General features: G+C 25.6%; 11 protein-coding genes. 3 read left to right on the plus strand and 8 right to left on the minus strand.

The genetic code is table 11. The features are described from left to right. Both ACWI69_RS07935 and ACWI69_RS07940 read left to right on the plus strand, forming a co-directional pair. On the plus strand, positions 1-3056 hold a 3056-nt coding region (locus tag ACWI69_RS07935), incomplete at its 5' end, for a coiled-coil domain-containing protein (protein ID WP_448821304.1). Positions 3057-3085: 29 nt separating this feature from the next. Beyond that, positions 3086-3787 (plus strand): hypothetical protein, encoded by a 702-nt coding sequence (locus tag ACWI69_RS07940; RefSeq protein WP_448821305.1) that lies wholly within the window; start codon positions 3086-3088, stop codon positions 3785-3787. A 63-nt stretch (positions 3788-3850) separates the two neighbouring features. On the opposite strand, the gene ACWI69_RS07945 is transcribed toward ACWI69_RS07940, so the two are convergent. From ACWI69_RS07945 to ACWI69_RS07980, 8 genes are all read right to left on the minus strand, one after another. Beyond that, positions 3851-5071 carry an ABC transporter permease gene (locus ACWI69_RS07945; RefSeq protein ID WP_448821306.1) on the minus strand — a complete coding sequence of 407 codons (1221 nt, stop codon included), beginning with the start codon at positions 5069-5071 and terminating at the stop codon, positions 3851-3853. A 5-nt stretch (positions 5072-5076) separates the two neighbouring features. Further along, positions 5077-5751, minus strand: coding sequence for an ABC transporter ATP-binding protein (locus tag ACWI69_RS07950; RefSeq protein WP_448821307.1), 675 nt, complete (start codon positions 5749-5751; stop codon positions 5077-5079). Between the two features lie 12 nt (positions 5752-5763). Beyond that, positions 5764-6801 carry an efflux RND transporter periplasmic adaptor subunit gene (locus ACWI69_RS07955; protein WP_448821308.1) on the minus strand — a complete coding sequence of 346 codons (1038 nt, stop codon included), beginning with the start codon at positions 6799-6801 and terminating at the stop codon, positions 5764-5766. Then, positions 6798-8039 carry a TolC family protein gene (locus ACWI69_RS07960; protein WP_448821309.1) on the minus strand — a complete coding sequence of 414 codons (1242 nt, stop codon included), beginning with the start codon at positions 8037-8039 and terminating at the stop codon, positions 6798-6800. Before ACWI69_RS07960 ends, ACWI69_RS07955 begins: the two co-directional genes overlap by 4 nt. Positions 8040-8068: 29 nt before the next feature. Continuing rightward, complete coding sequence (locus ACWI69_RS07965) at positions 8069-8881, minus strand: hypothetical protein (protein WP_448821310.1); 813 nt, start codon at positions 8879-8881, stop codon at positions 8069-8071. A 78-nt stretch (positions 8882-8959) separates the two neighbouring features. After that, positions 8960-10468 carry a hypothetical protein gene (locus tag ACWI69_RS07970; RefSeq protein WP_448821311.1) on the minus strand — a complete coding sequence of 503 codons (1509 nt, stop codon included), beginning with the start codon at positions 10466-10468 and terminating at the stop codon, positions 8960-8962. 121 nt (positions 10469-10589) lie between these two features. Continuing rightward, a complete protein-coding gene (locus ACWI69_RS07975; RefSeq protein WP_448821312.1) occupies positions 10590-11516 on the minus strand; it encodes a VirK/YbjX family protein in 927 nt (308 codons plus the stop codon). A 275-nt stretch (positions 11517-11791) separates the two neighbouring features. Then, positions 11792-12070, minus strand: coding sequence for an HU family DNA-binding protein (locus tag ACWI69_RS07980; RefSeq protein WP_448821313.1), 279 nt, complete (start codon positions 12068-12070; stop codon positions 11792-11794). Between the two features lie 246 nt (positions 12071-12316). On the opposite strand from ACWI69_RS07980, the gene ACWI69_RS07985 reads away from it, so the two are divergent. Next, positions 12317-13087: an outer membrane protein gene (locus ACWI69_RS07985; protein ID WP_448821314.1), complete on the plus strand. Its 771-nt coding sequence runs from the start codon at positions 12317-12319 to the stop codon at positions 13085-13087. Positions 13088-13174 lie beyond the last annotated feature (87 nt).

The raw sequence follows: 13174 nt of genomic DNA on the forward strand, positions 1-13174 counted from the left end.
ATTTAAGTGAAAAAGATAGATTTGTCTATACAGAAGACTTAAAGAATATAAAGCTAGAACTACTTAAAGCGGAATCTTTTAAAACTGATGGCAACTCTGAAAATGAAATAGCACCGCCTTTACCACCGAGAGATGAAAATATTCTTGCTGATGTGGATAATAAAGAAAGAGAAAATATAGAAGATGATTTTTATACTAACGACGATATATGGGCAAATCATATAGAGGATAAAATTGAAGTTTTATTGGAAGCTCAAAAAAAGCTATCTAATAAAGATTCATTAACTAAAAATGATAAGAAAAAATTAAATGAAATTGAAAAAAGTTTAAAAAAATTGTTATCGGAAACTAATGAAAATTTAAATATTAATTTAGATGAAAAAAATCTTACAGTAAAAAATATTTTAACTTCGGAATCAAATGTGGAAAAACTGGATTCAATGGAAAAAAAGATAGAAAGCTATAAAAAAGGTATTGAAACTTTAAAACTCGAAATTCAAAAATTGGAAGCAAAAAAGTTTTCACAAATATTAAATAGAAATGAATTGAAAACTTTAAAACAACAATTGAAGGAAAATGAAAAATCTCTAGCTAATGTAGAATTTGCATTAGAACAAAATAATATCAAAGCAGATATTAAAGAACAAAAATTAATAATTTCAGGAGTAACAACAGATGAAACAGATGTTGACTATAATACTCTAGAAGGTCTCCTAGATAAACCAATATCTAGAGCACCCATTGAAAAGAAGGAAATTTTAAAGACCGAGAAAACTTCTGATTCTTCTGACTCTGAGGACATCTCTTTAAATGAAACAAACAGTGCTTCAGAAAATAATAGTAGTTCCTCCAGTAACTCTGAAATAAATACAAAACCATTAACAACAGATGACTTAAAATTTATTCAAGATATCATGGATAAAACAGATTCTATTCTTTTAGAACAAAAAGAAATTTACCAAGGTTACCAAAATGAGAAAATCCAACAAAAACAAATAAATAATGTTGAGATTCTTAAAAGTTTAGAAAAAGATATGGATGAGATAAAAAATGAAATTACAAAAAAAATTACAAACAATGAAACAGAAAATATTATTCTATCCGATGGAGAAAAGGATGCTATAGAATATATTAGGGATAGTTTTACTGTATTTGAAAAAAATAAGGAATTACTTTTTCCTGAATTCTATCCAACTCCTACTCCTCAAAAAACAAAACCTTTTACAGCTGCTAATGGTAACGAAACTGATATTATAAGAAGAAGTGAGGCTGATATTAGAAAAAATATTGAAACTATTGCAAAATATGCTTCTACTATCCCACCGGAGCATTTAATTAACTATCTAAAAAATACTATAAAAAATAGGGAGTTTAAAGAATTACTCAAGCAAATAATAGAAAATAAAACTGATAACAAAAGTATAATATTAGAAAATCCTGCACTAAACAAAGATATAAATACGGAAAAAAATCTTAATAAAATTTATGAAACTATCTATTCAGCAATTGACACTTCTATTAGAAAAGACTTGGATGATTCATTACGACAGAATTTAACTCAAAATACTGAACTTACCAAACTTCTAAACTCAGAAAAAGTGGATTCTGATACATTAAAAGATATTGCTCTCTTAATTCAAGATATAAAAGCTGATATCTATAAGAAAAAATTTAATGAAGAATATGAAAAAGTTAATATAAAAGTTGAATTAAATAAAGACAATCAAAATATTCTAGGTTCTAATGATGGTAAAAATTTATATATCTATATCAAACCAAATAAAACAATGCTTGATTATCTGACAACAATAATTCATGAGCTAGCTCACCAAGATCAAAATAATATTGCTAAAACTTCAAATCAAGATTTAACCTTATTAAAACATCTATATGATTTAAACAATGCAAGTAGTGGGTATATAAAAAGAGATGAATTTGAATATTTAAAGCAACCTATCGAAAAAGAAGCCTATATTAGTGAAAATATTGCAAATGATATTGTTAAAAAAGAAATAGAAAAAGGTAACGAATCTTTGGCTCAAAAAAATATTGATGTTATCATAAAAGAACCGAAAAAAGAACAGGTCAACGAAATCGAGTTACCTCCAATAGATTATGAGTTACCACCTATTGATTACGAATTGCCTCCAATTGACTATCTAGATAACTCCACTAATCCACACTATAGATTTGATTATAATCATAAGATACTGAATAATCAAAAATTTGATTCTACGGGTATTAAAATAGAACATCAACCTAATAAAAGTACAAAAAATTTAGAGGATCCTTATGCTGTAAATGCCCCTAGTTTTGGAGATGTTTCTTTAATCTATGGAGCTTCTGGTAATGATACCTCAACTAATAGAGATTCTTTAATTTTTAGTATAGAAACAAATGGAAATGCTCCTCTTATAGGAGATTCATACTTAGATTCATTAAATACTCGTCATATTTCTTCAAGTAATGACACTTATATGACACCCGAATTAAAACAAATTGTCTCTGCTATTACTAAAGATAAAAATATCGATAATCAGATTTTAGAAGCAGTATCACAATTTAAATCGTCCAATACAATAACAGAAGGACTCCTTCATATCGATAAAGTAAACATTGATTCAAATAAAGAATTACTAGCTGAACTGTTAAAGAAAGATGAGGTTATTGATGCTTTAAAAAATATAGAGACTTTAAATAATGCTTTGTTAAGTGACAATCTTTCAGACGAAGATTTTAATATCTTATATGACAAAATTACAGATAATTATAAAATATTTTTTATAAATAAAACAATTACATTAGCAGATAAAGTACTGAATAGTGGAGGAAAAATCTATTTCTCATTAGATGGTATAGGCACATCTACTGATATAAATGGTATGACATATTTGGACAAAGACAAATTAAAAGATATTCTCTTCAATAAAGATTCAAAGTTCTATAATAGCATTACATCACAGGAGTTCAGATTTTTATACAAAAATCATCTTAGTAACAATGGATTAAAATTCTTGGTAAATAAACAAGTTATTGTTTTTCCAAAATTTAGTTAATAAACTACTGAATAAAAGAGAGGAAAATTATGTTAAAAAAATTATTTAAATCCAAAAGAGAGTCAGAGTTAGCAGTAGAAAAAGAGATGCTAGAGATAGAAATAGAACGACTACAAAATGAAATCAGAAAAAAAGATGGTTTTTTAAAATGTAAAAATAGTCTATTTATAGAAAAAGCTAATGAAAAAAAACAAGAAAAAAATTGGCAAGATATAGAGGAACAACTAAAAAAATACTACAAAGAAAACAATAATTTAAGAAATTATATCAAAGAAGGCGAAAAGATTATTTCAATATCAGACTTAAAATTTAATTATTTAATCAAACTAGAAAGATATTTATTTGAAACTAAGTTAAAAAAAGCAGTAGAAATTTTGGAAAACAATGGTCATCAATTTATTCAAGAATTGAATGAATCCATAATTGATTCTCTACCAGTAGAAGATAGTTTAAAAATAGAGTTAAAAAAGAAACTTAAAAAATTTAAAAATTTAGAAATCAACTGGGAATTAAAAACCTATTTGTTAAAAGGAGAAAAACTTTCAAAAGTCTATTCTAAATATAGAAAATTTACAAATATTCTTCTGAATGATGGAAAAGAATTTATGTCTGACTTGAACGAATATAATTTTGATAACCTTATTGCCAATGGGTATTCAACAGATAAAATTGAAGAATTAAAAAATATCTATCAAGATTATACGTCAAAATTTAAAATTGAGCATATATAATATATTTTTATAAGATAAAGGGAGAACTTTCTATTTGTTCTCCCTTTACTATAATAGAACATTCTATTTTCTTAAAGCTTCAATTGGATCTAATTTTGATGCTTTTACAGCTGGAAACACACCAAAAATGACTCCAATAAAAATAGAAACCATTATTAAAACTAACATAAAAAGATAATTAAAAATTGGCTGTACTCCTATAAAAGTACCAATTATCAAACTAAAAGATATTCCTAAAGAGAGCCCTATACAACTACCTATAAAACTTAAAGTAACGGATTCCAATAAGAATAAAATTAATATATCAAAGTTTGTAGCACCGATTGCTTTTCTAATACCAATTTCATTAGTTCTCTCAACAATACTGACCAGCATTATATTCATGATGCCAATTCCACCTACAATTATCGATATGCTTGCAACTATTGATATAAATATATTCAAAAATTTTAATATTTGCTCAAATGATTCAGCACCTGTATTTTTTACATTCACCTCATAAATATTTTTAGTATTTGTTAAGGAGTTTAATATAGCTTTAATTTCTTTCATATCTTGAGCTAAATTTTTAGGAAATTTAGATTCAATTACAAGAGTTGTATACTTATTTGGTAAATCACTAAAATTTTTTTCATATGTTTTCAGAGGAATTCTTACAAACCTTGGAAAATATTCTTCACTAATCAGTTTAATTAAATCTTCAATTGGATTTTTCATAACTCCTACAACTCTATATGAAACTAATGGCTTATCCCAATCCTTGCTTATTTTTATTATTTTATTTAAAGCTTGTGAGGTATCACCATATAATTGATTAGCTGTAATGTTATCTATAATAATGATATTTTCTCCAGCTTTATATTCTAACGGAATAAAATTTCTACCAGAAATTACTTGAATCGGTGAAATTTTTTCAAATTCTACCGTTGAAGCTTCTAAATAGCCAAACTCTTTTTCTTTATTTATACTTATTAAAACATTTTCTGCAACATCTGGTGAAATATTTTTAAATTTATTTGTTTGAACTAAGGAATTTATCAAATTAGGCGTGAAAAAATATTTATTTCTAAATTTAGTATTATTTTTATTAATGGATACATTGAATTTTCCATATCCTCCCTCCTTTAATTTACCAACTACTAAATTTTCTCCTCCTTCTCCTAATGAAGCTATAGCAATAACTGAGGAAATTCCAATTATTATTCCTAACATTGTTAAAAAGCTTCTAAATTTATTTACTTTTAAATTTATAATAGAGTCGTTTAATATTTCAAGGAAAAACATAAGTACTACCTCATCTCATCTCTTATTATAATTCCATCTTTTAATACAATTCTTCTCTTACAAAATTTTAAAACTTCCTCGTTATGTGTCACCAAAACAATAGTTTTCCCCATCTTATTTAGTTTTAGAAAAATATTCATTATCTCTTCTTCAGAAACACTATCTAAATTTCCAGTTGGTTCATCTGCCAAAATTAAATCTGGATTATTGACAATAGCCCTAGCTATTGCGACTCTTTGATTTTGTCCTCCTGATAATTGGTTTGGAAAATGATTAATTCTTTCTTCTAAACCAACAGATTTTAAAGCTAAAAACGCTCTACTGCTTCTCTCTCTTTTAGAAACTTTAGCATATATTAACGGTAACTCTACATTCTTAATAGCAGTTATATTTTTTAACAAATTAAATGATTGAAAAACAAATCCAATACTATTATTTCGAATAAAGGAGATTTTCTTATCATCTAAACTTAAAACGTCTACATCATTTAGAGCGTAAAATCCAGTAAAATTAGAATCTAATCCCCCCATAATATTCATCAAAGTCGATTTGCCACTACCGCTGCTACCCGTTATGGCGATAAATTCACCTCTACTTATCTGAAGATTTATATCTTTTAGAACATGCACACTAATTTGTTCATTTGTATAAATTTTATTTAAGTTTTTTATACTAATCACTTTATCTCCTACTTATGAATTTATTTTCATTCCTTCTACTAAATCTTCAGTTGGAAAAAGAATGTACTTTTCTCCCTCCTTTATTCCAGAAGTTATATGAATTTTATTTCCTTTTAAAACACTGTAACTTATTTCTCGTTCTTCTAAAGTATTTTCATCATTTACTATAAAAACTATATACTTATTATTCTTAAAAACAAGTGCTGTTTTAGAGATCAAAATCCCATTTCTCTTGGAATCTATATATATGATTGCAGATATTTTAAATCCTGGAACTAGTTTTTCAATTTTTTCTTTTATTTGAACCTCTGCTTCTAAAACATTTTCAGTAGTATTTTTAGATGTTTTTGAAATTTTTGAAACCCTTGATATATGACCTTCATAGCTTTTCTTTTGTTCAAATAGTTCTGGCTTTATCTCCACTTTCTGATCAATTTTAATATCTTCAACCTCATACTCTGGAATTTCTAGAATAATTTTAATGTTTGTTAAATCTGTCAATGTTAAAAGAGGCTCATCTGTGTTTACCGAATAATTTTCTTGAGCCAATAATTTTGTAATAGTACCACTAACAGGACTTTTTATCTCTTCTTTTGTTTCTGATAAATCTTCTTCTAAAGTTAAAAGTGCAAGTTTTTTTATATTGATTTGCTCTTTTAACTCTATAGCTGAATTTTTCGATGAACCACCTATTTTATATAACTCCTGCTCTATTTTATATTCTCGCTCCAGCTTCTCTAATAAAATTTTCTCTTGTGCGATACCCCTTTTTAGTTTGTTTATTTCATTATTATCAAAAGTTATTAGAAGTTGATTTTTTTCAACATAATCCCCTTCCTGTATAAAAACAGATTTAACCTTTAATTTTTTATCTATAAAAATTTTTTTAGTATCATTAGCTTCAACCCTTCCGCTTACTTCAATTTGCCCTATAACAGGTTCTATTCTAGCAGTTTGGGTTTCATATATTAAACTGCTATTTTTTTTATTGCAAGATAAAAACAATATACCTGAAAAAATAATAAAATGTATTTTGAATTGCAGTTTCATAGTTCTTCTCCTCTAACTTTAACTATATAGAGATATGCATTTAATTTATTAATTTCCTTCTCAAGATTAATACTTGTTTTTATATATTTATCAAATGCTTCAATAACATCAATATACTTCGTTTTCCCATGCTTATTTTCCAATAATTTTATATTGTATATTTTTTCTTCCAAGTATTGTCGATTTTTTAAAACAAGGATTTCTTTATTATAATCAGAAATATTATTTTGAATTTCGTACTTTACACTCTCTAAATCATTTCTTTTTTGTTTCACCAACATTTTCTTTCGTATAACTTCATTCATATCATCCATAAGATTTATATCTCTATAAAAAAGCTTTTTGGAAAATTTTAACACAATTTTATTATCATCATATTTTTCCAATCCTAAAGCTATATCTGGTACTTTGTTTGAATATTCTTGATACTTAATTGTTTCTTTTAAAATATTTTCTTCCAATTCTAACTCTCTTAAATCGAGTTGATCTATCTTTTCTATATTTATTTTTCTTGAATTATTATTATCTATTTTTTTCAATTTGAAGTTATTAATATCGATATTATATTTATAAAAAAACTGCTTCTTCAAAATTTTTAATTGATTTCTCAGATAGTCTAACTCCATAAATGTGTTCTCATAATTATAAATTGAACTCTCTAAATCAATTTTTGAAACTTTACCTAACTTATAAGAATTGTCAAGAACATTTTTTTGCTCTCTTAAAACCTTTAGGGCATTACTTTTTATTATGATTTCAGATTCAACATCTTTTATATCTTTGTATAAATTTATTAAAGATATTTTTTCAAGTTGTAATTTCTTTAGATATTGGACTCTATCTTTATTCTCCTCATAAAATAATTTTTTTAAATCACTATCATATTTAGAATAAATTAAATCTTTTAAATTTTTTTCCACTCCAAATCCAAAAATGTCTTTATTTTTACTTTTACTTCCTTTTATATAAAAATTTCCGTACTTAATCTCACCTGTAGATTCAAAATTTTTACTACTTTTACTTTCCTGCGATAAAGTATAGTTACTTTGAACACCGTTATACTCTCTCAATCTTAAGGTATCTTTTTTTGTAGTGTTAAACTCTTTTTTATTTTCAAATATTTCCCGCTGATAAAATGTACTATCCAACTGTTCAAGTAAGCTATCTAAAGAAATCTCCTCACCATAGAGTAGAGCAGAAATGAAGAAGATAACAAAAATGCAAAATCTCTTACTCATTTATAACACTCCTCCATAAGTTAAATTTTTTAAATTTTATATTCGATTCCCACTTTTAATATTGGAGATATTTTATGTTTCATAAAATTTTGCATCTCTTTTTGAGTATCTCTATATTCAAAATCCTTAAAACCAATCCCTATCAACAAGTTCAATTCCTGAGTTTCATTTCTATATATATTTTGTTTGTCAATAATTTCTATACTAAACCAATTCCTAATACTGTCATATGGAATTGCATATTTTATATTAAAATTCAAGTCATTATTATCTGTTAATTTATAAAAACTTTCAATTCCCAGATGCAATGCTCCCCAACCAAAACTTCTACTACTTGAAATTTCAGAATTTTGTGGAGTTTTTACTCTATACTTATAATCAAATTTTGAAAGACTGAATTCTAAAGTTGGTGCTATTTTTATTCTCTCATTTTTAAAAATATAGTACCCCGTTCCAAACATTGTACTTATATATTTATGTTTTGTCTCTACATCTGAATCTTTAGGAATAACTTTATTGTGTGAAATTAAATCGTAATCAATATGTGCCCTTCCATTAAAAGTATTAAAACTTACTCCAGTGTATAAAAATAAATCTTCCCATTCTGTCCTAATTTCAAATTCCGGATAATGTATTCTCTTTATTCCTAACTCTTTAAACTCTGGTTTATTTGGAGTTGCAGTATTATATTGTCCCCCTTTCGGTATCTGAACGAACCCATCTATTTCTCCAAAATTATGATTGTATTTAAAAGTATAACTCTTTGGTTTTGCTATATCAAGTGCGTATATAGAATTAGCTAAAGTAAATAATAGAACAATTTTTAATAATATTTGTTTCAATACTCTTCTCCTTTAATATTTTTTTTAATTTTAACATAGAAAATTTTCTAAAAAAAAATGAACCATGGAATTATGTATTTAAGTACATCTATTTATCATTTTTTTACATAAAACAATCGTTACACTTTCAAAATGTACCTCTAAGGACTGAAGTTTTTGCAAACCTTCTTCATAAAAAAGAGAAATATAATTTAAAGGAATTATAACAATTGTTTCATCTAATTTTATTTCAAAATATGCATTTTTAAAATTGGGACTATCATCAAACATCTCTTTATTTAAATATTCAACGAATTCAGAATACGATAAATCTCTATTGTCAAAAACTACTCTAACCACATCCGCTCTTAATAAATTAAGATCATTTTCGCTCGTTCCCAAATATTTGCTAGAAAATATGATTTCTGAATTTTTAACAATTTCAGTAGAAGACCAATCTTGTTGAAGAACGAAATCATTATAAAGAACTATATTACTTCTATTGTCATCTCTAAAATAAAGTTTAACCTTCTCAAAATCAAATTGATTAATACAATTAATAGTTTTATATCTAGAAGAAGATAATGATTTATTTTTGCTTTTATATTTATCCACTAGTATGTTATCTAAATTAAGATTCAAACTCATCAAAATTAAAAATGTTAAAATTATAGTTCTTAATTTTGTATCTTGATTTTTTATAGTAAAATAATATATTGACACCAATAATATAAAGATTCCCAAAAATATCATTAACAATCTATTTGTTGTCAATCCATAATGCTCTATTCTTTTATAGTATGAATTAAAGTAATAAAACAATAAAATAGGACTAGCGTACCAAATTATCTTTTCTAATTTCAATTTATTATAGTTCTCAACTAACAAAATTTTAATTATAGCAAAAGCAAAAAACAAAGGAATGAGTCTTCCTAATATATTTACAGGATATTCATTAAAAAAAACAATCTTAGCAATATATACAAAAATTATTAAAACACCCACGCTTAATAAATCTAACAATATCAGAACTATATTTCCTTCTTTTTTTATATCCTTACTATCAATATAGTTCTTCTTCGATTTTTCATATACATAATTAAAAAATAAGAAATAATAAAAACAAATAATTTCAAATATAGATGCAGAGCTAAACTCAAGATTAAATAGTTCATTGCTCACAAAATTAAGTAAAGATAAAATAACTATTAGAAAACAACTGATAATAATTGAAAAAAAGAAACTATATGCAAGTAACTTAATATATCCTTTTATACTTGTATTAAGATTTTTGCTCCCTAAAGATATCCAGCTATAAAGTAGAATAGAAAATACAAAAAACAATATTTTAATATAAATGTCCACATTTATTTTTATCAATCGAGTTAGCCCTATTACCAAAAAAACTAACAAGACAATAAAAAAATCCCTCTTATCACTTCTTTGTCTTATTTTATTTGAAATTAATAACGCGAGCATTCCAACTCCAATTATTCCTAAATCATCACAAAGTTGAAATAACGAAAAGAGGTATGCTACTGTACTTAAAAAGATCATATATTTTTCTTTTATTATATAATTCTTAACTGTATTTAATTTTGCTTTCATCTTAATATCCCATCCTTTTCTATTTTTTCTTCCTTTCTTAGAATCTCTAATTTTTACTAAAAAAAATCTCCTAAATTTCAATGATATTACATCATTAATCTAGAAGATCCGCAATTTTTATTCACATGAAGACATTCATATCTCTCAATTTTATAGTCATTTGTTTTTCTATATTTTCAATTAAAGATAATTTTTTTAGATACTGCCCTCTTTTTTTACTAGGTACTTCCTCAATACTTTTTTTATTCAATTTTGCAGGAAGTTTCCAAGTATCATTTTTCAAATAAGTAGAATCCAAAGATTCTAAAAAAGAATCGTAATCAGAGTGTATTGTTCTTTTTCTAATATACCTCTGAGCTTTGTAAATGTGAGTTTTATTACTAACACTAAATTTATCTATGGTAAGATTCAAAACATTTTCTATTATATATAGTGATTCAACCAAAAGTTTTTTAGGAAATATTCCATAAAGTTCCTTTGTAGCAATCTTTATATACTCTTTATCAATCTCACGAGGAGCTCCTTGAATTCCCCCAATAAATATAACCATTTTTGAAGAATTAGTTCTTAAAAAACTAAATGTTAGAGTAGATAGACAGACATTATTACTATCTAAAAGTTTCAAATTAATCTCTCCCTCTTTATCAAAAAATGGGTACAATTCCAGAGAAATAACAAAATCTTTTCCCTCTTTTCCAATGACTCTAGCTAAAGTTGCTTTCCCGTTTGTGTAAAGCTCATTAAGTAAATATTCATCAAAAATCTTATCAACAGTTTTATATGTATTGATTATAATATCTAATTTATCTGATGTTTTCATATATCTCTTTAGATAGGGTCTATGAATTTTGCTAATTAAAATCGGATAAGAATACACTTTTTCTTTCAAATAATCATGCTTTAGTATAAAATCTCCCAGTTTAAGTGAAGATTTTAAAGTTAATACTGTTCGAAAAATGAATTTTATCTTTTTTTTAATGGTATTAATCTCTCCCTTTTTTTCACCTTTTTTTACTATAGTTTTGAATAAATTTAATGACTGTAACATTTATATATATTTGTATGATGAACACATAAAAGTGTTCATCTCCGTTTCCTCCTTCTATTTAATTTTTCAAAATTTTTTGTAAAGACATCATTTTTTTCCCGAAAGAATTCCAATTCAAATATTGCCCTCTATTATAATTATGTCTTTCTGCCTACTATGGTACCTCTTTTTTATAAAAAAAAATCAAAAAAATACATATAAACACAAAATATTGTATTGAATTCCTCAAATAACTACATGAAAGTAATAATAGTATTGCCTAAAATAAACCACAACTATTTCGCAACTTTTTCTGCCAAACTCTTTCCCACTCTAAATTTAACTACTCTTTTTTCTAACGATTGCATTTTTTTTCTTGTTTTTGGATTTCGGTATGTTCTTGCCGATTGAATTGCTACTTCAAATTTTCCAAATCCTAATACTGAAATCTTTTCACCTTTTACTAAAGTCTCTTCTAATGCTGAAAAGAAGCCATCCACTAATCTTTTTGCTTCTTTTTTTGTAGATAATTCCATTTTCTCTTGATATAACACTATAAATTCTTGTTTTGTCATTCTATCCCTCCTAATTTTAATTTGATTAATATACACGCCCTTCTATCTAAAATAATAATATAATTCATTATGAATCCGCAATATTATCGATATTTATTAAACTTTTATGTAAAATTGAAAGTCAAGTTAATTTTTAAGAATTTAATGAGGTAAATCACCTATTTTCATGTATAAAATATCTAAATTTAAAAAAAATTTATATAATTTTAGGTAAAGGATCTAAGAGTAGTAGAGGAGGAGAATTTTATGAAAAAATTATTGTTATGTTCTTTAGTGGTAGTAAGCGGAATAGCTTATAGTAAGGAGGTTATGGTCACACCACAGGTTTTGGTTGAACCAGAAGTAATGGAAAAAACTGAACCGACGGTAATGCTTGAAAGTACTGTGAGTGACACCATTGAAATGAAGGAGAATCCTTTAAATAATATTTATTTGAGAGTTGGGTTATCACCATTTGCAGGATATAGTAAATTTTCTGCAAAATATGATAAAACCGATAAAAGAATAACAGATGGAAAGCCCAGCAATTTAGGATATGAATTAGGTGTTGAATACACTAGAAATTTAAATGAAAATTTAGAATTAGGTTTAGGAGTAGCATATCAAAACAATTCAAAATTGAAGAGTTATACTGTAGAAAATGGTGTAAAAAATCATATGGGAAAATATGATTCTATTCCAGTATATTTGGTTAGTAAATATTCTTTTGATGAGTTTCAAAATGGAATCAAGCCTTATTTAAAAGGAAATTTAGGATACTCATTTAACTTTAATGAAAAGAATGGTTATTTCGTAGATAAAGATAGTAAGTACTCTTATAGTTCTAAGGTAACGGACGGTGCTTATGTAGCATTAGGTGCTGGAATAGAATATAACAACATTGGAGTAGACCTAATGTATCAGTTGACTGGTGCCAAGTTATCTCTAAAAGATAAAGACAGTGGAATGAAAACAAAAAAAGATTATTTTTCAAATGCTAAAATCACATTGGGTATAAGTTACAAATTTGAATATTAATTAGCTTCCCCCCAAACTTGTATATTCCCCTCATAACGATTGTTATGGGGGGAAATTTTTTTATCATTATTTTTATTTATATAGAGG

The organism is Cetobacterium sp., assembly GCF_977044495.1.